This is a genomic window from Aeromonas sp. R2-1, assembly GCF_040908425.1.
Taxonomy (GTDB): domain Bacteria; phylum Pseudomonadota; class Gammaproteobacteria; order Enterobacterales; family Aeromonadaceae; genus Aeromonas; species Aeromonas caviae.
Genome location: NZ_JBFODR010000023.1, coordinates 40,295 through 63,600, shown reverse-complemented (window position 1 = coordinate 63,600; position 23,306 = coordinate 40,295). Strand labels below are relative to the sequence as shown.

The following is a 23,306-nucleotide window of genomic DNA, read 5'->3' as shown; positions in this document are numbered from 1 at the left end:
GGGGTCTGGCTCCTTGGCAGGGGGCTCATGGCGTCACTCCATCAAAAGCTTCCGCCACCAGGGTGCGGCTGACGGCAAAATCGGGGTTCGGGCCGCTGCCGGCATCGGGCTGGCCACAGCGCCCTTCGCTGCTGAATCGGTATCCGGTTTGGGTCCCGCCGGCCGCACTCACCGTCACCCTGTTGCAGGTGATGCTGGCCTGACACCCGGCAAGCCCGGGCTCGGTGAAGTCGAGCGCCACGGGGACGCACCGGCTGGCCTGCCCCTGCCACTCCCCATTGGGATAGAGCCGGTACAGTGCAACTTCGAGCCCGCTCTGGGCCGCCATCAGGGCACGCACGCCGCGCACCTCCACCGTATGCTTCTCGCTGCTGTCCACCAGGAAACGCCCCATGGCCGCCGCCAGCAGGGCCATGATGACGATGACAAAGAGCGCGATCAGGATGGCGCTGCCCCGCTGGGACCTCACCATGGTGGGAGTGTCAGGGCACATTGAGGGTCTCCAGCTTGTGGTGGAAGACGACGCGCTCGTCGCGCTGCTCGAACTCCAGCCGCAGCCCCACCTCGCTCTGGTTGAAGGCGGCGGGTTCCCGATAGAAGTAATAGGCGGCGGGACGAATATGCTCCCCCATCAACCGGGTGGTCTCGCTGCTGCTCAGGGTGTCGTCGAGGGACTTGGCCATGCGCCAGAGGTTGCCCCCTCTCACGCAATAGAGCACCTGCTGGTTCGCAAAATAGATGCGCTGGCCCGGGGAGTCCTTGGCGAGCGCACCAGCCAGGGTCAGCGGCACGGCCCCGGAGACGGGAGTTCCTACCTCGGTCACTCTGGCAGTGCAACGCCCCTGCACACACCCCTTGTCCAGCGTGATGGTACTGCCAGAGGTCGTGTCAGGCAGCGGATAGATGATGGCCGTATCTTCCTTTGCCGGCATGGTGACAGGCTCGACGATGCGAAGCACTGTGCTGCTCGCCGTCTCCAGGTAGCGGCCAGCGGTAGCGATGGGCCAGAACCGCAGACAGGCCCCCTGCTCCTGGGCACCGCCCCCTTCGTCCTCGACCCGCACCGAACCGGGGACCGCGTCGCGCACCTCGCGATTGAGCCGCTCCAGGGCGAAACGGGCATCGCTCATCAGTTGCTCGCGGCGGCTGGCATCTCCGTAGATCTGGGTACCGATGCCGATAAACTGGCTGGAAAATGTCGCCATCACCCCGAGCAGCAGGATCACCATCACCAGCTCCACCAAGGTGAAGCCCCCCTCACGCCCGGGTCGGACGCGGTCACGGGCGAGTCTGGCACATGGGTGTTCCCACGCGACATCACGGGAATGTGGCTTGCCCATCAGTAGTTCCCCCGATAGAGGCCGAAGACCAGCTCGCTCCCGTCCGGCAGGCGCACGGTCAGGGTGATGCGCTTGCCGATGGACTCAGCCCCCTCCCCCGCGCTGCCAAAGAGGGTATCCGGCACCACCGCGATCTTCACCTGGTAGCGTCGATACTCCTCCTCGCTGCTCGCGGCCGAGGCCTGAGTAAAGTAGTTGGCGTCCACCCAGCGGCCTGCCGTGTCGAAATCGTCCACGTCGTTGAACCCGTAGGGGCGGGTCTCGCCACCATCGGGGCCATAGTCGGCGCTCGCCGTGCAGGGGGGATAGGTAAAGGCGGGCACACCGGCCGTCTCGCCACAGCGAAAACGGCCGCCGTTGTGATCGGAATGCTCGTCGAAAGACTTCTCCAGCATCTCGCCGAGAATGCGCTGGGCGAGCTGGGCGGCGCGTACCTGCTGCACCGGATCCACCGCCTGGGGAGCCTGATTGATAAGCAGCCCCAGGATGCCGGTCAGGGCGACGGCCAGCAGCACAATACCGACCACGAACTCGATCAGGGTGAAGCCGCACCGGGCCTTAAGGGAGGGCATGGATATAACCTTCCGGCTCGATGCGCAGCCGGGCGCTCTCCTGCCCGCTGCTCACCGCCAGATTGCAGCCATTGACGCAGGTTGAGGGTGAAAGCGGACGGCCGCTGCGCTTGTCGAAAGAAAAGCTCCCTTGAGGCAGGGAGAGGCCGCCGGAGGCGGTGATGACTCGCCCCCGGCTCTGCTCGTCCGCACTCCAGCCGGAGATGGGCTTGGGGGTACAGCTGCCAAGCAGGGTCAGATGACCGAAGCGGCTCGGCTCCACCACCAGCTGGGTGCAGCGCGCCTCCCCTTCCTGCATGTTCATGGTCTGCACCAGCCGCAGCCGGGCCACCAGCTCGTCACGCAGGGTATGGGTTTCAAAGCCGCCTTTGCCCAGCCACTTGGGCACGGCAAAGGCGGCCAGAATCCCGAGTAACAGGATCACTATCACCAGTTCTATCAGGGTGAAACCACGACTTATTGTCATCGCAACCTCAGTAGAAAAAAGAAGCGAGGCTCAGAGCCTCGCGTTCTCTAACAATGAATACGTTATTTTCCGCACTCATCATTTACAGTAATGCTAGGCACATCGCCAGAATTCACGATCGCACCTTCATTGTCATACTTCACTTCGCACTTGCTGTTTGGTTCGTTACTCGGTTTGAAGGTCCCCGGAGTACCAGACACTTCACTCCAACCATCCAGTGCGACTGTTTTAGCAGCATCAGCATTCACAGGGTAACCAAAACGTGTGTCGATAGTTTGGCCAGCTACAGAGACAGCACCTGAGGAGCTTTCAATACCCTGAATAGCAGCCTTGCTGTAGACCAGCTGTGAAGAGCTTTGCAGGGAGGCCTTCACGCCATTGGCGGCGGCCAGACGCGCATCATCCTGCAGGTTCAGGAACTTGGGCGCGGCGGTGACCGCCAGAATGCCCAGGATGATGATGACAATCACCAGTTCGATCAGGGTAAAGCCCGATTGCTTTTTCATTACGTCTTTCCTCGGTTTATCAATTGATATTGGTGGTCACCTGGCCGGAGGCCGGGCGATAACTGAAACTCATGAACGCATCCGTGCTCCCTTGCGGGTCCTGATAACGTCCATCACTTCCCTTGCTCAGGCTGTTGACCAGATAGTAACGGCAGACCGAATCCAGTCCATTGTTGCTCACCGTGGCATAGAACTTCAGGTCATTGCCGCTACCGCGCACCTCGTCAAAACGGGCAGTAGCCTTGGGAGGATTCTGCAACAACCCCTCCCAAATATTGAGGCAGCGGGCCGCCGTCAGGCTGGCCGGATCCACATCGGGCGTGCCGCTTGCTGCCGTGTCCATGGGATACCCGGGAGAGAGCTCGCCATTGCTGACCTGGCTGTCGGTCGGCGTGGTCAGATAGAAACGCGAGCCGTCATAGAGCACGGTGTTGAGTCCATCCTGCCTGGCACGCCCCTCGGCCTCCCACTGGGCCCGCACCAGGGACACTCCGGTGGCGAAACCGCCGGACACCCCTTCCACGCTCGCCTTCTTCGCCTCGTCGGTCACATCGAGAAAACGGGGCAAGGCGGTGACGGCCAGGATCCCCAGGATCACGATGACGATCACCAGCTCAATCAGGGAAAAACCGGCCATCTGACCGGGCCCCTGGCCGGGTATCACTCTCTTTGTTGCCATGCTGCCTCCGTAATGTTCCGCATTATTTCATGCAGATAGAAAAAAATCATGTCGCCGAGACGCTAGAACGATACTGTTCAAGATTTGTTCAGCAAACTGCCGTCGGCGAAGCGATAGATCAACCAGTTAGCCTCCCAACCAAATTCGCATCCCTCCCCATCCGGGCTAGCCAGCACCTGCAGGGTGGGCATCGACAGCGCCTCCTGGCCGAGCAAGGCCGACCAGAGCCCGCGGCAGTTCTCGGACGGTGACTGTAGCGGCAACACCGCCAGCGGCCAGCCCCGTCCATCAAACTGCCAGGCCCGCCCCTCTGCATACAGCACGGCGGGGCGCCGCTCATCGAGCCAGCGCCCGTGCAGCCCCTGGACTCGCTCGGCAAACTGCTCCCCCAGCAGGGTCAGGCTGACCGCCAGCGCCGCTTCCCTGTGGCTGCGATAGCTCAGGGCCAGGGTGGCAAGGATGACCAGCAGCAGGATGCAGGCGATCAACCGCCTGTAGCCTCCCAGCCAGCGCTCATCCTGCTCGGACTGTCTGCTCATCGCATCACTTGCCCCGCACGGCCCGCATCATCTCCCCGCCATTGGGAGAGTGAAGATGCTGGTTGCACAGATAACTCACGGCTGACCCCTCACTGCCCGCATCATGTCCCACATGGGAGTGAAGATACCCAGCGCCAGCACCAGTACCATGACCGCCACTATGCCGATGAGGATGGGTTCGATGCGGGCGGTGAGGCTCTTGAGGTCATAATCCACCTCACGCTCGTAATACTCGGCCGCTTCGTGCAGCAGCTCGTCCACCTGGCCGGTCTCCTCCCCCACCGCGATCATCTGCATCACCAGAGGGGTGAAGAGGCCGCTGGCCCCGGCGGTGCGCAGCAGGCTTTCCCCTCGCTCGATGCCGCCCCGCATGTCGCGGATCTGCCCCGCCATCCAGGCGTTGTCCACCGCATCGGCCACCAGGGTCAGCGCCGTGTTGAGCGGCACGCCGGCCTTGAGCATCATGGAGAAGCTGCGGGCAAAACGGGCAAGCAGGGAGCGCTCTATGATGGAGCCGACGATGGGCAGCCGCAGCTGCCATCTGTGCCAGGCCAGCCTGCCTTTGGTGGTGGCGACCCAGCGTCGCCAGCCGACGACGGCGCCCACCAGGATGGCGAGCAGCAGCCACCAGTAGTGAACGAAGAAGTGGGAGGTGGCCAGCAGGATACGGGTCGCCAGCGGCAGCTCCACCCCGAACTTGGCAAACATCCCGGCAAAGACGGGGATCACCATGATGTTGAGGATCACCATGGCGACGGCGATGGCAATCAGCACGAAGGTGGGGTAGCGCATGGCGGTCTTGATCCGCTTGCGGGTCTCCAGCTCCAGATCGAAATAGTTGGCGAGCTGCAGGAAGGCCTCCTCCAGCTGACCCGTGTTCTCCCCCACGTGGATGATGGCCACGAAAAGGCTGCTGAACACCTTCGGGTGCGACTGCATCGCGCTCGACAGCGGCCGGCCGTTGGCCAGATCCTCCCCCAGGGCGTGAAGCGCCCGCTTGAGGGGCTTGCTGTGGGCGCTCTCCTCCAGCCCCGCGATGGCGCGCAGGATAGGGATGCCTGCCCGGGTCAGGGCATACATCTGGCGGCTGAAGACCACCAGCTCCTCCAGCTTGACGCTCCCTTCCAGCAGCAGCGACCAGTCGATGCTGGCAGACCTGGCCTTGCCGGCCTTCAGCTCGGTGGGCATCACTCCGCGGCGCATCAGCTGCTCGGCGGCGGCCAGCTCGCTCACCGCTTCCACCACGCCGCTGACGGCCTGGCCCTGGCTGTCACGCCCCTTGTAGGCAAAACGATTCATGGGCGACCCCGGCAGAGTGATTCAGTACGATCCAGATGCCTCATGCGTTACCCCAGGTCCTCGGCCAGCCGAAGCACCTCGTCCACCGAGGTGATCCCCTCGCGGGCATAGTCGAGCGCCGTCAGGGCCAGGGGACGGTAGTGCTCGTGCGCCCGTGCCGCCCGGGCAAACCCCTCGGCATCGTTGCGGCGCAGGGCATCCATCATGGGTTGATCCAGCTCCAGCAGCTCGTACACCCCGATCCGGCCCGCGTAGCCGGTGAAGTTGCAGCTCTGGCAACCCCGCCCCTTGCGATAGCGATGCTGCCCCGGCGCTTCACCGGAAAGCACGGATAGCCAGGTGGCCTGCCCCTCGTCCGGCGCCGTCTCGCAGGCGCAGTGTTCACACACCCGCCGCACCAGGCGCTGGGCCACCACGGCCCGCAGGGCGCTCGCCACCAGATAGCCGGGCGCCCCCATGTCGATGAGACGCAGGGCGCTGGTCACGGCGTCGTTGGTGTGCAAGGTGGTCAGCACCAGGTGGCCCGTGATGGCGCCGCGCAGGCCGATCTCCACCGTCTCGTTGTCCCGCATCTCCCCCACCAGCAGGATGTCCGGATCCTGGCGCAGGGTGGAGCGCAGCACCTGGGAGAAGGTGAGCCCTATCTTGGGGTTGACCTGCACCTGGCTGATGCGGGGCAGACGGTACTCCACCGGGTCTTCCACCGTGATGATCTTGTGGCTGGCCTGGTTGAGCTCGGAGAGGGCACCGTAGAGCGTCGTGGTCTTGCCGCTACCGGTCGGGCCTGTCACCAGGATCATGCCGTGAGGGCGTTTGAGCTGACGGCGGAAGCGGGTCAGGATGGCGGGGGGCATCCCGGTCTCGGCGAGCGACAAGATGCCGGAGGATTGATCCAGCAGCCGCATCACCACGGACTCGCCATACTGCACCGGCATGGTGGACATCCGCACATCCACGTCGCGGCCGCGCACCTTCATGTTGAAGCGGCCATCCTGGGGCAGACGCTTCTCCGAGATGTCGAGCCCGGCCACCAGCTTGAGGCGCAGCACCAGCGCCTGGGCGATGCGCACCTCGTTGAGGATGTTCTCGTGCAGCACGCCGTCGATACGCTGACGAATGCGCAGCACCTTCTCGTCCGGTTCGATATGGATGTCGGAGGCACCCACCTGTACCGCGTCCTCGAACAGGGAGCGCAGCAGCTTGGCCACCGTCGCCTCCCCCTCGTCGGTTGCGGCATTGAGGCTGCCGGCCCCCAGCTCGAAGCCGGTCTCCTGGTGCTCTTCGTGCAGTTGCACCGCGAAGTTCTCTATCTCACGGGTGCGGCGATAGAGGCGATCGAAATACTCCAGCAGCTGGCCTTCACGGGCCACGGCCAGCACCAGCTCCCGCGGGCTGAGCAGGGCAGCGATGGCGTCGAGGGCGCTCAGATCCGCCGGATCCGACATCACCACGGTGACCTTGTCGTCGCTCAGGTTGACGGCCAGCGCCCGGTAGCGACGCGCCTGCACCTCGGGCAACAGCGCCACGGCCGAGACGTCGATGGTGAGGTTGTTGAGATCGAAGAAAGGCACATCCAGCTGACGGGCGAGGAAGGTCAGCAGTTGCACCTCGCTGATGAAGCCGAGATCGATGAGGGTGGTCCCCAGCTTGCGGCCGGTCTGGCGCTGCTGCTGCAAGGCGAGCTGCAGCTGATCATCCGAGATGATCTGTTCCTGTACCAGCAAGTCGCCTAGGCGCATTTTCAGTCTGGGTTGTGCCATTGTTGCTCCGATCTCTGTTGCTTCACGCCCGCTGCCTGGTCCGATGGCATGGGCTCATCGAACTGCCGTTCTATCAATTGGTCAGCTGGCCAATTCGTTGTTCGAGCCATTGGGTGGAGGCCTCCCCCAGATTGCCGTGCAACTGGGCATTGCGATAGGCATCCAGTGCCCGCTGACGGTGTCCCTGACCATCCTCCGCCACCCCCAGTCCCAGCCACCAGCGCCCCTGATCCGGCTGCTGGCGCAGCAGCCTGACGTACATCTCGGACGCCTGGACAGGCTGCCCCAGCTCCTGGGCAAGACCGGCCCAGGTGGCGTAATAATCCAGATTGCTGGCGATATCGGGCTGATAGCCGGTGAGCCAATCCAGCGCCTTCTGCCGATCCCCGCCGCTGATGGCCACACGGGCCAGCAGCAGACGCAGGTCCGCCTGCGCGGGATCCAGCCTCAGCCCCTCTTCCAGCACCTGGGCGGCCTCGGTCAGCCGTCCGGCGCCATAGAGCAGGCCCGCCAGCTGTTCCCGCGCCCCCTGGTTGTGGGGATCGTGGGCCAGCACTTCGTAGTAGCCATCCTGCGCCTCCTGCATCCGTCCCTTGGCCATGGCCGTGGTCGCCTTGCGCTCGGCCAGGGTGGCCAGCTCGGCGTCGGAGAGTTCCACCGTTTCGATCTTCAGGATCCCGGGTTTGCGCGGCGCGGCGGGTGCAGGCGCCTCTTCGGCGCTCTGCTCCGCGGCCAGCTCGGCATAGAGGTCCGGCTGCAGCTCCTCGTCGCTCGGGATCGTCTCGTCCCCCAGCGCTTCCTCCGGATTGCCCTCATCGGCGAGCACGGCCTCATCGGCCGGAACCTGCTCGGCTACGGAGGGGGCCACTCTCGCGGCGGTCGACTCGGCACCGGCGGCGGGCACCTTTGCCACTGGCGCGGCAGAGGAGACCGCCTGCGTGGTGGCCACCACGGCCAGGGGCGAGGATGGCGCCGCCGCAGGGGCAGTGTGGAGGGCCTCGACCTGCGCCGCTGGCAGGGAGGCTCGCTGGCTCTGCTGCCAGAAGATCCAGGTGCGCCAGCCGAGGATCCCCAGGGCCAGGGTACACAGCAGGGTCAGCACCAGCATCCACCAGCCTTGCTGGCGCACCGGCGCCACATAGACGGCGGCGCCCTCGGCCTCTTGCTGACGCCTATCCAGATCTTTCAGCATCTGATTGATCACGCTCATGACCAGACTCCATACGCCAGGGCGGTGCCCAGCAACAACAACAGGGGCCACCAGAGGGTGAGACGGCCAAGGCGGGCATCATCGGTATCCCGGATGGCGAGCCGGACCAGGGCGCTGTCGATCCGCCGCACACCGCGGCCATAGGCCAGCATCAGGCACTTCTGCGCCAGTATGTTGATGAGGCGGGGAATGCCGCGGGATGCGCGCCACAGCCTGCGCAGGGCGCGGCCATCGAACAGGGCGGCCCCGCGATAGCCGGACACCTGCAGCCGGTACTCCAGATAGGCGCGGGTCTCGTCGAGCCGCAGCGGCCGCAGGCGGTAGGAAAAACCGATGCGCTGGCGCAACTGGCGAAGACGGGGCTGCCCGAGCCTGGCATCCAGCTCGGGCTGGCCGAACAACACGATTTGCAGCAGCTTGCTGGATTCGGTTTCCAGGTTGCCAAACAGCCGGATCGCCTCCAGGGTCTCGTCCGGCAGGGCTTGCGCCTCGTCGATCAGCACCACCACCCTGCTCCCCTGCCGATGCAGGGAGATCAGATGGCGGTGAATACGATCCGTGAGATCCAGCTCGCTCTCCCCCGCCAACGTCAACCCCAGCTCCAGGGCCAGGGCCGTGCGCAGCTCCCCCGGAGTGAGATGGGGGTTGGGCAGCCAGGCCAGGCGCACCGGGCAGGCCTCGGAGCCGAGCTCGCTCAGCAGTTTGCGACAGAGCAGGGTCTTGCCGGTGCCGACCTCGCCGGTCACCTTGATGAACCCCTCCCCCTGGGAGAGCGCCCAGTTGAGCACCTGCATGGCCTCCTCGTGGGGGGGCAGGCCGTAATAGAAACCGGTGTTCGGGGTCAGGCCGAAGGGGGCCTCCCGCAGTCCGAAGTGACTCAGATACATGCTCCCTCCCGGCCAGAGTCCAGGGCGCGCAGCCGCAGACAGCCCCGGATCAGCGACATGGCGCCACCGCCGTCGGGCAGGGCAGACTGGCAGCAGCCGGGAGGCGCCACCACATGGGAGAAGGAGTGCTCAACAGGCGCGTCATCCCGGATCAGCCCTTGGGGGGATACCATTTGTCGAGCAGCTCGGAGGAGCGTTGCAGCTCTTTCTGCCAGGTGTCCTTTTCCACCACGGTGGGCTTGAGCAGGATCACCAGCTCCACCTTGCGGTTGCTCTCCCGGCGGTTGGTGAAGGCCTCGCCGACCCAGGGGATGTCACCCAGCAGGGGCACCTTGCTGACAATCTCCTGCCTGTCGGTCTTCATCAGACCACCGATGACGATGATGTCCCCATTGTTGGCCTGCACCACGGTATCGGACTCGCGGATGGAGCTCTTGGCCAGCGGCAACACCAGGGGATCGGCGGTGCCGACGTTGATGGTCTTGCTCTGCTCCTCGGTGTCGATGACGGAGGGGTGGATATGCAGCAATACCTTGCCCTGCTCGTCGATCTGGGGCGTCACGTCCAGGGCTATCCCCGAGAAGAAGGGGGTCAGCTCCACGTTCGGGGTGACGATGGGGGCCGAAGTCCCCGAGGTGGTGGTGGTGGTAGAGGCGTTGGTGACGAAGTATTCGTCCGTCCCCACCTTGATCACCGCTTTCTGGTTATTGGTGGCCGTCACGCGCGGGCTGGAGAGGGTGTTCACGTCCCCCTGGGTCTTGAGCAGGCTGACCGCGACGTTGAAGTTGCCATCGGAGATGGTGAAGCCGGCGCCGCCCCCCAAAGCCCGGAAGATCTGGTTGGGGGTCGAAGCGATGGGGCTGTCCATGAGGGAGCCGCCCCCCGTGATGCCCTTGCCGCCGTCCCAGCTTGCGGAGAGGCCGCTCCAGTCCACCCCCTGCTCGTAACCCTCGTTGAGGGACACTTCCAGGATCCGCGCCTCCAGCACCACCTGGCGCTTGAGGTGTTCGCCGGACTGGTCCAGGAACTCGCGCACCGCCTTGAGCTCTTTGGGATAGGCACGCACCGTGACCAGGCCCGCCTGGGGACTGGTGATGACGGCCCGCCCTTCCCCTGTGCCGATCAGGGTCTGCAGGGCATCCCGCAGATCGGTCCAGTAGTCGTTGTTGCTGTCCGTCTCGATGCGGGTGCCGTTGCTGTTGGTGTTGTTGTCACCGCTGGCGGTGTTGCCCTGGCTGTTGTTGTTGCCGCTGTTGTTCAGGCCGTTGTCGAAGTTGTTGTTATTGCCATTGTTGTTGTCGTTGGCCGTCACCCCGCCTGTGCTCACCGAGGTACGGGAGAGACCGCGCCGGGCCATCATCAGGTAGTTGACCGGAATGGTCTCGGTGCGCAGACCGGCGGGATAGACGTGGAACACGTTGCCCTTGCGCTGTACGTCGAAGCCGTACATGTCGCCGACGGTCGCCAGCGCCTCCTGCAGGGTCACATCCTTGAGCTCTACCGAAATGACACCCGCCACACCGGGATGGACCGCCACGCTGTAGCGGGAGCCCTTGAACAGGGAGCCGAAGAACTCCACCGCGTCCACGTCATGGGCCGCGATGCGCATCCGCTTCTCGGGAATGGTCATCGGCTGCTGAGGACGATTGAGCTGCAACAGCTCGCTCTGCACCGAGGGCGGCAGGGAAGTCAGGGGGGCGGTCGGGCTCTGCTCGCTCATCGCCTGCTTGAGTGCATCTTTGGCCTGTACCGGCTCGGGGTGACGATAGGTAGTGCAACCCGCCACCGCCAGCGCGAGGGGAAGCAGACAAAAAGGGTGTTTTTTCATGTTATTCGTGCACCTGACTCGCTATGAAACTCGACAAACCTGGCCCGCACCATCCCGTGCGACACCCACTTCACATCCGGATCTTGCTGCCAAACAGGGTCAGTGTCTGGCGTTTGCCCGCTTTTTCCAGCACCACGCTGTCGGCGCTGATCCCCACCAGCCGGAATCCGTTGACCTGCTGGCCGACCCGGTAGCTTTGACCGTCGAGCACCGCCAGGGCAGGCCCGCTCCCCAGGATGACGCTCTGCAACCTGGGCAGACCGGCCTCCTTGGCGACACTCGCCGCCGAGCCGGATCCCGCCAGGGGCAAGGTGGGATCCTGCAGCACCTCGGCCTGGGCCTGCAGCGCGAGCAGGCTCCCCCACAGGGCCAGCCAGCGCCAGGATGGGAAGGCAAAAATGCGGGATCCCGTCCCGCCGACATGCCGCTTAACCACGGATGAACTCCTTGCTGGTGCTGAGGGTGTAGATCTCCATCGCTACCGCCGCCTTGGGATGCTCGACCACCCGGTAGTCAAAGCCCTTCCAGTAGAAGTGCCGAGGCAGGGCTTCGAGCGCTTTCAGGTACTGGTAGACATCGAAATAGCCGCCCTCCAGCTGAAGCCGGATGCCGTGCCTGAACAGGTTCACCTTCTGCTCCCCGGCCATCAGCGGCTCGGGCTTGAGGGAGGTGAGCGCCAGCATATGCAGGTTGGCGGAGCGGGACAACAGGGCTTCCAGCACCGCGGGCATTTCGTGGGCGGGGATCAGATCCACCGTCTGAGCCAGCAGCTCGGCATCCATCTGGCGCAGAGACGTCTCTACGCCGGCGAGCTGCTCGCGTACCTGGGCATCGGGATCCCGCCCCAGCCTGGCCTGCTTGCCCTGGTTTTCCAGGGTCAGGATCTCCAGATCCCGCTGCGCCGCAACCAGGGCCAGCCGATCCTGGCCCAGCCGGGTGTCGGCGTCATCCAGCCAGCCATAGATGCCCATGGCCCCGAGCAGCACGACCCCGGTCAACAGAATGAGGATCCGCTCGCGCAGGCTGAGGGCTGCGATCTGCTGCGCCCATCCCTGCCATTGTGCCTTCATGTCCATCAAGGAGTCTCCCGCGCTATGCCACTGAGCTGGAAGGCAAGCTGGCCCTCCTTGTCCCGACTCAGGGTGAGCTCGCCAAACTGCTTGCCCGCCAGGGAGGGGGTCTGCTTGAAGCGGTTCACCCAGGCGGGCACGTCCTGACTGCGTTCGGCCACGCCCGCGAGGTTGATCCGCCCGTCGCTAATTTCGATCCGTTGCAGGGAGAGACGGGGATCCCGCAGGCGGGCAAGGTCCGCCATCACCCCCGCATAGCCCTGGGATTTTTGCAGGGAGAGGTGGCCAAGCTGCTGCATCAGCGCCTGTTTCGCCCCCAGCTCTTCCCGCTTGTCGGCCAGTTGCCGCTGCAAGTCTGCATTCGCCAGATGGCGCGCCAGCTCCGCATCGAGACGCCTGGCCTCGCCGCGCTGCACGTCGAGCTGTGCCCGCACGCCAGCCAATTCACGATCGAGGCCCTGCTGTTGCCAGCCATAGAAGAGGGTGGCCCCCAGCAGCAGCACCAGGACGCCGCCCCAGACCGACGCCATCTGGGGCAGGCTGGCCCACAGGCGTCTTGGCCGGAATTCGGCGCCATAGAGGTTGATATGGTGTTTCATCAGTCGCTCCTGCCCAGGGCCGCGCCATAGGCACTGAGGTATTCGACTCCCGCCAATACCGCCTTGTTTGCCATGGCCGACACCGGGAAACCGAATGTCTGTTCCAGGTGACGCACCAGTACCCCCATGGCGGAGGAGGCGATGGCCAATTGCAACTGGCCGGGCTCGGGCAGCTTGAGATGGCCGGCCAGATAATCGATGGATCGCTGGATCTCCAGCGCCAGCGCGTCGAGCTGGTCGGCATCTGGCTCATGGCTGCCGGTGAGGCTCGCAAATCCGCGCAACTGGCGGGAGAAACAGAGTCCACCCCGATGGAAGACCAGCAGTTGCAGCTCCTGCCCCCGGGGTTGCCAGAGCAGCATGCGCACCATCTGGTCCGCCTCGTAGAGGGCCGTCATGGCCAGCTCGTCACTGACGATGGCCTCCAGGGTCGCCGCGCCGTTGACCGCATCCGCCACCTGCTGCACCCGGCTCTTGGGCATGCAGACAACGTTGATGCGCGGACGCCCGGCAGGGGGCGTCGGCAGGTCCACATAATCCATGGCGAGCTGCAACACCGGCTCGTTGACGAAATCCTTGATGGCCCAGGGCAGGGCCCCCGCCATCTCGGCATCGGGGACGGCGGGCTTGTCGATCTGGATCTGCTGATAAAGGCTGGCCGCGAGGGCCACCCGCACCTTAGACTTGGCCAGACCGTGCCGGGAAAACAGCTCGGCCAGGGCCTTGGACCAGTCGTGGGGGCCGTTGACAGGCTGGCTGGCAAACACGGGAACGGGGTCCACGCAGGCCAGCAGAATGCGATCGCTGGCCAGCAGGATCCCGACCTGATGGCTGGAGGGAGAACGCCTGAACAGTGACTTCATCTGGATCTTCACCTGGCCGCGTAAAACGGACTAAACCTTAACATAAACAGGCTATTAGCCTCCAACTTTATGACAAACGACGCATCGACGGCCACGCTGGCACCCACGGGAGACGATCCCATGGCTCCCCTTCAGCTCCCCTCCCCCCTGCACCGGATCCGGCATCCTCTGCTGGCCGCCCATGACGTCACGCTCTGGTGCAAGCGGGACGATCTGATCCACCCGACCCTCTCCGGCAACAAGTGGCGAAAGCTCAAATACCATCTGCAACAGGCACAGATGCTGGGCAAGGGCCACATCCTCTCCTTTGGCGGCGCCTACTCCAATCACATCCACGCCCTGGCCGCAGCAGGACTCAGACTGGGAGTGCGTACCACGGGCATCATACGCGGTGAAGGGGATACCGTCAGCAATCCCACCCTGAAAGCGGCCAAAGGCTGGGGCATGGATCTCGTTTTTGTCGACCGCCAGAACTATCGCCGGCGCCAGGATCCCGAATGGCTTGCCCGGTTCGAGGATGACGACACCCTGCTGGTACCGGAAGGAGGCAGCAGCCCGCTGGCCATCCCCGGAGTGGCCGAGTTGGTCGACGAGGTGCCCTTCTCGCCGGATCTCTGGGTGCTGCCCTGCGCCAGCGGCGGCACCCTGGCGGGGCTCATCGCGGGCAAGCGGGCGCAGGAGCAGATCCTGGCCATCGCGGTGCTCAAGGGGGCCGACTTCATCACCGGCGAGGTATGCCGGTTGCATCCGGCAGCGGCCACTACTCCGGGCTGGCGCATTGCGCTGGATCACCACGATGGCGGCTATGCCAGGTTCAGTCCGGCACTCTGGCAATGGGTGCAGGCATTCAGTGCCGAAACCGGCTTGCCGCTGGAACCCATCTACAGTGGCAAGGCGATGTGGGGGCTGTTTCGCGAACTGGCGGCAGGCCGCATTGCGCGCGGCAGCAAGATCATCTTCATCCACACCGGTGGCTTGCAGGGGCTGGCGGGCCTGCAGGAGCAGGGCCGCCTGTCACCCCGGCCGGGACGCTAGTCAGGCAGGTTGAGGGGCTCGGGGTCGGCAAACCAGGGACCTTGACCGGCATGCACGCCCAGGTGTCGCAGCATCTTCCACTCGTCGCCACTCTCCACCCCCACCGCGATGACCCGGGCCTGGGTATTGGCACAGCCCCCCACCAGACTGCGTACCGCCATCTGGTTGACCTGGCGCAGGTGGATCTCCCGCACCAAGCTGGGGTGCAGCTTGAGGAAGTGGATCTCGAACTCCTTGATGTACTGGGTGCTCACCACGTCCTGGCCCGCATGATCGATGGCAAGCCTGCACCCCAGCATGCGCATCGCCCGAAGCGGCCGCTTGAGGGCTTCGTAGTGGCGGGTCACCTGGGACTCCGACAACTGCAGGATCAACCCCTCGTTGGTACTGCGCGGCAACTGGAACAGCTCGAAGAAGAGCTCGCGCTGGAACTCGCGGGTGAGCAGGTTCTGGGCGCACAGAGAGAGGCTGATGGGGCAGCTCGATGCCGGTCGCTGGCGCAGCAGTCGCAAGGCTCGGGCCACCACCAGCCTGTCCAGCGGCAGCAGCAGACCGGCCTTCTCCGCCATGGGCATGAAGACCCCCGCCTGCAGCTCCCGGCCCTGCTCGTCGTGAAGGCGGATGAGCAGCTCCTGCTGCAACACCACCTGATCCCGCTCCTGCTGCACAGGCTGGACGTAGAAGTCGATGCCCTGCTCCTCGATGCGACGGCTGATCAGGGTGCGCCAGCGCACCGTTCCCTTGCTGCTCGCCTCCTCGTTGAGGGATTTCTCGAACAGGAACCAGCCGCTGTGTCCTTGCAGGCGCGCGCTCTTGAGCGCCAGCTCCGCTTCTTCCTGCACCTTGAGCAGGGAATCCTGTGCCTGATAGCAGACCGCACCGAGATAGACTGCGGTGTCGGCATTGACCGCTTCGGGCCAGTGCAGCCGCTGCAGACTCTTGAGCAACTGGCTGGCACCGTCCACCATCTCGCTCTCTGACATGTTCGGCAGCAGCACGGCAAAGACCTGACCGGCATAGCGCGCCTGCAGGGCTCCGCTGTGCTTTCGCACGAAGGCGGCGATGGTGGCGCTCGCCTCCATCAGGAGTTCCTGGCTCGGGCGCCCGCTCAGCTCGGGATCCAGCTCCTCCAGACCGGCCAGCTCGATCAGCAGCACGCCGCCGCTGATCACACTTGCTTCCATGATGGCGCTCTCCAGCCGGTTGTCGAAGAAGAGGCGGTTGCCGATGCCCGTCGTCTTGTCGACGAAGGCATTGCTGCGGATGAAGTTGTCGAACCGGCTGCGCTCCTTGCGCGCGTCCGCCAGCTCGGCCAGCAGATGGGTGAGGGCCTGGCTGGCGGAGGCGGGCCACTCGTCGGCGGGATCATGGGCCAGCTTGGTGAGCTTGCCGTCCAGGATCAGCTGGGCGCGCTCCGCCAGCAGCTCGGCACCGCGCAACTGCTGGCGCAACCAGCGGATGGAGTACCAGAGGCCGAACACCACGATGAAGACCCCGAGGGAGATGCCGAACATCGCCTGCATGGAGTACTCGAACTCCTTGAACGGCCTGTCCAGCTTGAAGTCGGCCTGCATGCCGGCCTGATTGGGGATGGCCTTGCTGTAGGGGATCAGCAGGCTCTCGTCCGTCTGCTGCTGCACATCGCGAAACCAGTAGACCCGCTGCTTGTCCTGACGGATCTCCAGCTCCACCACATGGGAGGCCCGCAACAGGGAGGGCAGCCACCGGGCAAGGGCTTGCTGGTCATCGGTCACCCCCAGTTGCTTGTCGATGATCTCCACCAGGGAGTCGACCCGGTTCTGCTGCAGCTCCATTCCCATCTGGCGGAAACTGAAGACCCCGCCGAGCATCACCATGGCCATGGCCGAGATCACGCACAGCGTAATAAAAGAGACGAGTTGAGTGGTCAGTTTCATGTGCCTTTCCGTAGCCGACAGCATCCATAGGGCATCATGGTATCAGCCCAGACCAAACGCCGCCTATGGATGAAGATCCCGCTTCTGCAAATAAGCGGGCGGATGCGTCATGCGGCGCCGTTGTGCGGGCCGCAAAAGAGGCATCAAGGGAGAGAACGAGGGGGCACAGGCTGAGGAGCGGACAGAAAAATGGTCCCACAGCGGGGACCAAAAGAAACACTCATATCAAAACTAACACTCTGTGCTACTGACAAAAATAGATACAGGAGTATTGAACACACGGTGAGTCAAACCGCACCGCTACTTTAGCCACTTCAGATAAGCTGGACAATTGTCATTTATGACAGGTCAGCGATTGAATCTTGTTCAGGTGTGTAGCCATATCCTTTATTTATCAATTAATTATCGTTTTTGTTCCAAGTGTGACCAACTTGGCTCAAATCGATGCAGCTAATGCTATGATGCTTGAGTCTCAATCGGGTTGTTTCATTTCAGGGAAGAAGGGGGCCCACCATGTCTGCACGATCTCCGTTATGGATTCCTCTGGGCCTCTTCTGTTTGCCCCCGCTGCTGATGCTGTTGCTCACCCCCCTGTTGAGCGACAAGCTGGCTCACCACCTGTTGCAGACAAAGGAAAGGGCTCTGCTCGACTACCAGCAGGAGCGCAACCAGCTCCTGGATCACGATGTCCCCGCTCAACTCGCCCACTTTGCCTTCGATTGCGGCCCCAAAGACATGGCGCTGCTGCGCTCACCCCAGTATTACAACCGCCATATTCGCCTGGCCGGCCTGCAGCTTGCCAACGGGAGCGGCTGCTCCACCCTGGGCCCCGCCCTGCCCCAGCTTGCCGACGCCGGCATACCGGTCTCCCCCGACTTTCATATTTCCAGCACGGCCCCCATGTTCGATACCGAACGCGAAACCCTGGTCTATGCGAGACGCAACGGCAATCTGGCCTATTGGGTGCTCGACAGCAGCTGGAGCCATGAGCTGCTGCGCACCCCCTGCAACGACTGTTTCTACCTGGAGTTCAACCACAAGCACCCGACCCAGTCCGGGCTCTTTTTCCCCCGTGGCAACAAGCACATTCGAGAAGAGGCAAACCCGATGCGGCTGCTCAGTTTCGACCCCCAGCATCAGGTGGAACAGACCCTCTGGGCTGGCGAGGCACTGAAACGCTACGCCCGCTCACAGATACACCGTGATGGCCTCTGGTCGGCCGGGGCGCTGGGGGCGCTGCTGGCGGCCCTCTACTGGAGCCTTAGAAACTACCGGCGCTCCCTCAAAGGATTGCTGCAAAGAGGGCTGGCTCGGCGGGAGTTCATCCCCTTCTATCAGCCCATAGTGGACAGCAGAAACCGAAGGGTGGTGGGATTCGAGGCCTTGCTGCGCTGGCAGCGAGGACGGGATCTGGTGTCGCCAGGCACCTTCATCGCCTATGCGGAGGAGCAGGGGCTGATCCTGCCGATGACGGATCAACTGCTGGAGCGCATCCTGGCGGATCTCCCCGTCCTGGCCCCGCACCAGTGGGTCAGCGTCAATCTGGTGGCGGGCCATATCGAGCAGCCTCGTCTGCGCACCCAGTTGCAGCGCCATGGCTGGCCCTCGCCGGCCCGCCTCACCTTCGAACTCACCGAGCGGGATCCCATCAAGCACATCCAGGGGGCCATGGCGGAGATCGCAGCCCTGCAGGAGAGGGGCTATCACTTCAAGCTGGATGACTTCGGCACCGGTTATGGCGGCTTTGCCTACTTGCAACGGCTCGGCATTCGCCAGATCAAGATCGACAAGATGTTCGTGGATACCATAGGCACGGACGACCTCAAGCGCAGCGTGCTGGATGCCACCATCGCCTTCGGCCTCAAATCGGGCATGGAGATGATCGCCGAAGGGGTCGAAACCCAGGAGCAGGTGGATTATCTGTATCGCCACGGAGTCCACCTGATCCAGGGCTACGTCTATGCCAAGCCCATGCCCCTGAGCAAACTGAAGATCTGGCTGATGGCATGGCAAGAGGGCGAGACAACCAGCCCCTCCGACCCGCACTGAGGCGGTATCTGCCCCGCCTCTCACCCTTTGCAACAAAATGATGCTCCGCATGAGGAGCATCTCCCCTTATCATGGGTCTGTGCACCTTGGGTGCACCAAGTCGCTCCATACCCCGTCGGCCGAGGCCGCCCCGAGATGAGAACCACTGCCTATGAAGTCTTTTATCCGACAAGAGATTGCTCTGCCTGCCGGTCTGCTGACCCTGCTCTTCTTCAAAACCCTGGGGAGCGACCTGCTGGCAGAGACAACCCCCCTTGCGGTCTACCTGCCGGTGTCGCTGGCCCTGCTTGCCATCGTGACCTGGGCCATCTTCTCCGTCGTGCGTCACTCTGACGCCCTCGCCATCAAGCTCGGGGAACCCTTCGGTACCCTGATCCTGACCCTCTCGGTCATCTCCCTGGAAGTGGTGATGATCTCCTCCGTCATGCTGACCGGCGATCCCAATCCCACCATGGCCCGTGACACCATGTTCGCGGTGGTGATGCTGGTCACCAACGGTCTGGTGGGCTTCACCCTGCTGTTTGGCGGCTGGCGCTATCACACCCAGAACTTCAATCTGGACGGGGTCAAATCCTATCTGGTAGCCATCATTCCCCTGGCACTGCTCTGTCTGGTCCTGCCGAACTTCACCCAGGGCGGCACCCTGGGCAGCCTCTCCAAGGCCATGTCATGGATGCTGATCATCATCTCCATCCTGCTCTATGGTGTCTTCCTGCTGATCCAGACCCGCAGCCACAGCCACTTCTTCGTCGACAGCGATCACGAGGATCTCGAGGATCACCACGGCCCGCTGCAGAGCAACGTCTATCACACCCTCTTGCTGCTCGCCTACCTGGTGGTAGTGATCCTGCTGGCCAAGACCCTGGCCATCCCCATCAACTACGGGGTGCACGTGATGGAAGCCCCGATGGCGCTGGGTGGTTTCATCGTCGCCTGTATCGTGCTGGCTCCCGAAGCGGTCGGCGCCATCAAGGCGGCCTTCAACAACCAGTTGCAGCGGGCCATGAATCTCTACTTCGGCTCCGTGCTGGCCACCATCGCCCTCACGGTACCCTCCGTGCTCTTCATCGGCTCCCTGATGGGGCAGGAAGTACGCCTGGGCCTCTCCCCTGCCGACATGGTGCTGCTCATCACCACCCTCATGGTCTGTAAAGTGACCTTCAGCAGCGGCCGCACCCACGCCCTGCACGGCGCCACCCATCTTGTGCTGTTTGTCGTTTACCTGTTCCTGATGTTTGAACACGGATAAGGCTGCCAGCACTCACCCCAGTGCTGTTCGTGGTTTATCTGTTCCGGATGTTTGAACACGGATAAGGCAGCCACCACCTGCCTGCTGCCACTCTGCGCAGCGCGCTTCCGATAGCCCCGACGCGAGGCGCGGGAGACGAAAATGAAAAGACCGCCCCATGGGCGGTCTTTTTTATGGTTGCTCAGGCTCCAATTCAGAGGCTGGGCAGGGTCCCGGCCGGGATCAGGTCGTTGTAGCTGGCACGGCCCAGCAGGGCGGCGGCCGCCTCGATGTCCGGTGCAAAGTATCTGTCCTTGTCATAGAAGCTGACCTCTTCCCGCAGACGGCCCTTGGCCAGCTCGATGAGCTCGGTGGAGCGCAGGGGAGCGCGGAAGTCGAGCCCCTGGGCCGCTGCCAGCAGTTCCACCGCCAGGATGCCGCGGGTGTTCTCGGCCATGTCCGCCAGCCGGCGACCGGCGAAGGTGGCCATGGAGACGTGGTCCTCCTGGTTGGCCGAGGTGGGCAGGCTGTCCACCGAGGCCGGGTGGGCCAGGGTCTTGTTCTCGGAGGCGAGCGCCGCCGAAGTGACCTGGGCGATCATGAAACCGGAGTTCACCCCGCCGTTGTTCACCAGGAAGGCCGGCAGGCCGGACATACGCGAGTCGATGAGCAGCGCCATGCGCCGCTCGGACAGCGACCCGATCTCGGCGATGGCCAGGGCCAGGTTGTCGGCGGCAAAGGCCACGGGTTCTGCGTGGAAGTTGCCGCCGGAGATGATCTCCTCATCCTCGGCAAACACCAGGGGGTTGTCGGAGACCGCGTTGGCCTCGCACACCAGCACCTCGGCGGCCTGACGGATCTGGGTCAGGCAGGCACCCATCACCTGGGGCTGGCAGCGCAGGGAGTAAGGATCCTGCACCTTCTCGCAGTTGTGGTGGGACATGCCGATCTCGCTGCCGTCCACCAGCAGGTGGCGGTAGCAGGCGGCCGCATCGATCTGGCCGCGCTGACCGCGCACCTCGTGGATGCGGGCATCGAACGGCCGGCGGCTGCCCAGCGCCGCTTCAACGCTCATGGCCCCTATGGTGATGGCGCCAGCGTAGAGATCCTCGGCATGGAACAGCCCTTCCAGCGCGAAGGCGGTGCTCGCCTGGGTGCCGTTGAGCAGGGCCAGCCCCTCTTTCGGCGCCAGGGCGATGGGCTCCAGCCCGGCAATCTGCAGGGCAGTGGCGGCGTCGATCAGCTCGCCCTTGTGACGGGCCTTGCCTTCACCGATCAGCAGGCAGCTCATGTGTGCCAGGGGCGCCAGATCGCCGGAAGCGCCGACGGAGCCCTTCTTCGGCACCACGGGGTAGACCTCGGCGTTGATAAGGGTCATCAGGGCCTCGAGCACCGTCAGCCGGATGCCGGAGAAGCCACGAGCGAGCGAGTTGACCTTGAGCACCATCATCAACCGTACGGTGGCGTCATCCATGTACTCGCCAATTCCTGCCGCATGAGAGAGCACGATGGAGCGTTGCAGCTCGTCCAGCTGCTCCACCGGGATCCGGGTATTGGCCAGCAGGCCAAAGCCGGTGTTGATGCCATAGACCACCCGGTTTTGCTCGATCACCTTGGTGACCACGGCGGCGGAGGCGTGGATCCCCGCCAGGGCAGCCGGATCCAGGCTGACGTGTACCGGCTCGCGGCTGACACGGCGCAGGGTGGCGAGGCAGAGTTTGCCCGGTTGCAGATTGAGTTCGAACATCTTATTTCACCCCTTTGCCGGTGGCGTCGATCATCGGCAGATCCAGTTTCGCCTCATGGGCACAGTTGATGGCAATCTCGTAGCCGGCGTCGGCGTGACGCATCACCCCGGTGGCCGGGTCGTTGCGCAGCACGCGGCCGACCCGCTTGGCGGCATCGTCGGTGCCGTCACAGACGATCACCACGCCGGAGTGCTGGGAGAAGCCCATGCCCACACCGCCACCGTGGTGCAGAGAGACCCAGGTCGCGCCGCCGGCGGTGTTGAGCAGGGCGTTGAGCAGCGGCCAGTCGGAAACGGCGTCGGAACCATCCATCATGGATTCGGTCTCGCGGTTCGGGCTCGCCACCGAGCCGGAGTCCAGATGGTCACGGCCGATGACGACCGGTGCCTTCAGCTCGCCATTCTTCACCATCTCGTTGAAGGCCAGACCCAAGCGCACCCGATCCTTGACACCGACCCAGCAGATCCGCGCCGGCAGGCCCTGGAAGGCGATGCGCTCGCGGGCCATGTCGAGCCAGTTGTGCAGGTGGGGATCGTCCGGGATCAGCTCTTTTACCTTCTGGTCGGTCTTGTAGATGTCTTCCGGGTCGCCGGAGAGCGCCACCCAGCGGAACGGGCCAATGCCCTCGCAGAACAGCGGGCGGATGTAGGCCGGCACGAAGCCCGGGAAGTCGAAGGCATTCTTGACGCCCTCTTCCAGCGCCATCTGGCGGATGTTGTTGCCGTAATCGAGCGTGGCGGCGCCGCGGGATTGCAGGGTCAGCATGGCTTCGACCTGACGGGCCATGGAGCGGCGAGCCGCCACGTTGACCTCGTCCGGTGCGCTCTTTTGCAGATCGCGCCATTGGGCCACGCTCCAGCCCTGGGGCAGGTAGCCGTGTACCGGGTCATGGGCGGAGGTCTGGTCGGTCACCACGTCCGGCGTGATGCCGCGAGCCACCAGCTCGGCGAAGACGTCGGCGGCGTTGCCGAGCAGGCCGACGGAGACGGCGGTGCCGCTGCGTTTGGCCTCCTCGATCATGGCCAGCGCCTCATCCAGGCTGTGGGCCTTCTTGTCGACGTAGCGGGTACGCAGACGGAAATCGATACGGGTCTCGTCGCACTCCACGGCGATCATGGAGAAACCGGCCATGGTGGCGGCAAGGGGCTGGGCACCGCCCATGCCACCCAGGCCCCCGGTCAGGATCCAGCGGCCTTTGGGCTCGCCGTTGAAGTGCTGGTTCGCCACCGCGAAGAAGGTCTCGTAGGTGCCCTGTACGATGCCCTGGGTGCCGATGTAGATCCAGGAGCCAGCGGTCATCTGGCCGTACATCATCAAACCCTTTTTATCGAGCTCGTTGAAGTGCTCCCAGTTGGCCCAGTGGGGCACCAGGTTGGAGTTGGCGATGAGCACCCGCGGCGCATCCTTGTGGGTCTGGAACACCCCGACCGGCTTGCCGGATTGCACCAGCAGGGTCTGATCGTCCTCGAGCCGGGTCAGTACCTCGACGATCTTGTCATAGCAGGCCCAGTTTCGGGCAGCGCGGCCGATGCCGCCGTACACCACCAGAGACTGGGGATGCTCGGCAACATCCGGATCCAGATTGTTCATCAGCATCCGCAGTGGCGCTTCGGTGAGCCAGCTCTTGGCGGTCAGCTGGGTGCCGTGGGGAGCACGGATCACGCGGCTCGGATCGTGGCGGGGATCCTGGTGTTGTACAGACATAGACACTC

Annotated in this window: 23 protein-coding genes; 3 read left to right on the top strand and 20 right to left on the bottom strand. The window is 64.0% G+C overall.

Annotation, left to right across the window (positions count from 1 at the left end; all coding sequences use genetic code 11):
- Positions 1–25 precede the first annotated feature (25 nt).
- From AB5Y80_RS06500 to AB5Y80_RS06420, 17 genes are all read right to left on the bottom strand, one after another.
- Entirely contained in the window at positions 26–493 is a 468-nt protein-coding gene (locus AB5Y80_RS06500) for an MSHA biogenesis protein MshP (protein ID WP_236275883.1), read from the bottom strand.
- Positions 483–1,340: a PilW family protein gene (locus tag AB5Y80_RS06495; protein ID WP_080770036.1), complete on the bottom strand. Its 858-nt coding sequence runs from the start codon at positions 1,338–1,340 to the stop codon at positions 483–485. The genes AB5Y80_RS06500 and AB5Y80_RS06495 overlap by 11 nt, the downstream gene beginning before the upstream one ends.
- Positions 1,340–1,912, bottom strand: coding sequence for a prepilin-type N-terminal cleavage/methylation domain-containing protein (locus tag AB5Y80_RS06490; protein WP_368172685.1), 573 nt, complete (start codon positions 1,910–1,912; stop codon positions 1,340–1,342). The genes AB5Y80_RS06495 and AB5Y80_RS06490 overlap by 1 nt, the downstream gene beginning before the upstream one ends.
- Positions 1,899–2,378: a Tfp pilus assembly protein FimT/FimU gene (locus AB5Y80_RS06485; protein WP_368172684.1), complete on the bottom strand. Its 480-nt coding sequence runs from the start codon at positions 2,376–2,378 to the stop codon at positions 1,899–1,901. Before AB5Y80_RS06485 ends, AB5Y80_RS06490 begins: the two co-directional genes overlap by 14 nt.
- 62 nt (positions 2,379–2,440) lie before the next feature.
- On the bottom strand, positions 2,441–2,884 hold the full coding sequence (locus tag AB5Y80_RS06480; RefSeq protein WP_069652315.1) for a prepilin-type N-terminal cleavage/methylation domain-containing protein: 444 nt from the start codon (positions 2,882–2,884) through the stop codon (positions 2,441–2,443).
- Positions 2,885–2,903: 19 nt separating this feature from the next.
- A complete protein-coding gene (locus AB5Y80_RS06475; protein ID WP_041201421.1) occupies positions 2,904–3,563 on the bottom strand; it encodes a type II secretion system protein in 660 nt (219 codons plus the stop codon).
- Between the two features lie 77 nt (positions 3,564–3,640).
- Positions 3,641–4,102, bottom strand: a complete 462-nt coding sequence (locus AB5Y80_RS06470) for a hypothetical protein (RefSeq protein ID WP_301480514.1) — start codon at positions 4,100–4,102, stop codon at positions 3,641–3,643.
- Between the two features lie 75 nt (positions 4,103–4,177).
- Entirely contained in the window at positions 4,178–5,401 is a 1,224-nt protein-coding gene (locus AB5Y80_RS06465; protein WP_368172683.1) for a type II secretion system F family protein, read from the bottom strand.
- Between the two features lie 47 nt (positions 5,402–5,448).
- Positions 5,449–7,161: an MSHA fimbrial ATPase MshE gene (mshE, locus tag AB5Y80_RS06460; RefSeq protein WP_069652318.1), complete on the bottom strand. Its 1,713-nt coding sequence runs from the start codon at positions 7,159–7,161 to the stop codon at positions 5,449–5,451.
- Between the two features lie 73 nt (positions 7,162–7,234).
- Positions 7,235–8,371, bottom strand: a complete 1,137-nt coding sequence (locus tag AB5Y80_RS06455) for a tetratricopeptide repeat protein (protein ID WP_368172682.1) — start codon at positions 8,369–8,371, stop codon at positions 7,235–7,237.
- Positions 8,368–9,258, bottom strand: coding sequence for an ExeA family protein (locus AB5Y80_RS06450; protein ID WP_368172681.1), 891 nt, complete (start codon positions 9,256–9,258; stop codon positions 8,368–8,370). Before AB5Y80_RS06450 ends, AB5Y80_RS06455 begins: the two co-directional genes overlap by 4 nt.
- Complete coding sequence (locus tag AB5Y80_RS06445) at positions 9,249–9,431, bottom strand: hypothetical protein (protein ID WP_124244044.1); 183 nt, start codon at positions 9,429–9,431, stop codon at positions 9,249–9,251. Before AB5Y80_RS06445 ends, AB5Y80_RS06450 begins: the two co-directional genes overlap by 10 nt.
- Entirely contained in the window at positions 9,410–11,086 is a 1,677-nt protein-coding gene (gene mshL, locus AB5Y80_RS06440; RefSeq protein ID WP_010672620.1) for a pilus (MSHA type) biogenesis protein MshL, read from the bottom strand. Before mshL ends, AB5Y80_RS06445 begins: the two co-directional genes overlap by 22 nt.
- Before the next feature lie 70 nt (positions 11,087–11,156).
- On the bottom strand, positions 11,157–11,486 hold the full coding sequence (locus AB5Y80_RS06435) for an MSHA biogenesis protein MshK (RefSeq protein ID WP_042015443.1): 330 nt from the start codon (positions 11,484–11,486) through the stop codon (positions 11,157–11,159).
- A gap of 28 nt (positions 11,487–11,514) precedes the next feature.
- The gene (locus tag AB5Y80_RS06430) at positions 11,515–12,162 is read right to left on the bottom strand and encodes an MSHA biogenesis protein MshJ (RefSeq protein ID WP_368172680.1); all 648 of its coding nucleotides are present in this window, start codon (positions 12,160–12,162) and stop codon (positions 11,515–11,517) included.
- Entirely contained in the window at positions 12,162–12,755 is a 594-nt protein-coding gene (locus tag AB5Y80_RS06425) for a PilN domain-containing protein (protein ID WP_048208876.1), read from the bottom strand. Before AB5Y80_RS06425 ends, AB5Y80_RS06430 begins: the two co-directional genes overlap by 1 nt.
- Entirely contained in the window at positions 12,755–13,618 is an 864-nt protein-coding gene (locus AB5Y80_RS06420; protein WP_041214302.1) for a hypothetical protein, read from the bottom strand. Before AB5Y80_RS06420 ends, AB5Y80_RS06425 begins: the two co-directional genes overlap by 1 nt.
- Positions 13,619–13,738: 120 nt before the next feature.
- On the opposite strand from AB5Y80_RS06420, the gene AB5Y80_RS06415 reads away from it, so the two are divergent.
- Positions 13,739–14,653, top strand: a complete 915-nt coding sequence (locus AB5Y80_RS06415; RefSeq protein WP_368172679.1) for a 1-aminocyclopropane-1-carboxylate deaminase/D-cysteine desulfhydrase — start codon at positions 13,739–13,741, stop codon at positions 14,651–14,653.
- Here the strand turns inward: AB5Y80_RS06415 and AB5Y80_RS06410 are convergent.
- Positions 14,650–16,569 (bottom strand): EAL domain-containing protein, encoded by a 1,920-nt coding sequence (locus AB5Y80_RS06410; protein ID WP_368172678.1) that lies wholly within the window; start codon positions 16,567–16,569, stop codon positions 14,650–14,652. The genes AB5Y80_RS06415 and AB5Y80_RS06410 overlap by 4 nt on opposite strands.
- Positions 16,570–17,082: 513 nt before the next feature.
- On the opposite strand from AB5Y80_RS06410, the gene AB5Y80_RS06405 reads away from it, so the two are divergent.
- Both AB5Y80_RS06405 and AB5Y80_RS06400 read left to right on the top strand, forming a co-directional pair.
- Positions 17,083–18,618, top strand: coding sequence for an EAL domain-containing protein (locus AB5Y80_RS06405; protein WP_368172677.1), 1,536 nt, complete (start codon positions 17,083–17,085; stop codon positions 18,616–18,618).
- Positions 18,619–18,769: 151 nt separating this feature from the next.
- Positions 18,770–19,867, top strand: coding sequence for a calcium:proton antiporter (locus AB5Y80_RS06400; protein WP_010672612.1), 1,098 nt, complete (start codon positions 18,770–18,772; stop codon positions 19,865–19,867).
- A gap of 193 nt (positions 19,868–20,060) precedes the next feature.
- Here AB5Y80_RS06400 and hutH read toward each other — a convergent pair whose 3' ends face one another.
- Entirely contained in the window at positions 20,061–21,593 is a 1,533-nt protein-coding gene (gene hutH / locus AB5Y80_RS06395) for a histidine ammonia-lyase (protein ID WP_368172676.1), read from the bottom strand.
- Position 21,594: 1 nt separating this feature from the next.
- A complete protein-coding gene (gene hutU / locus AB5Y80_RS06390; protein WP_042015303.1) occupies positions 21,595–23,298 on the bottom strand; it encodes a urocanate hydratase in 1,704 nt (567 codons plus the stop codon).
- Positions 23,299–23,306: the final 8 nt, after the last annotated feature.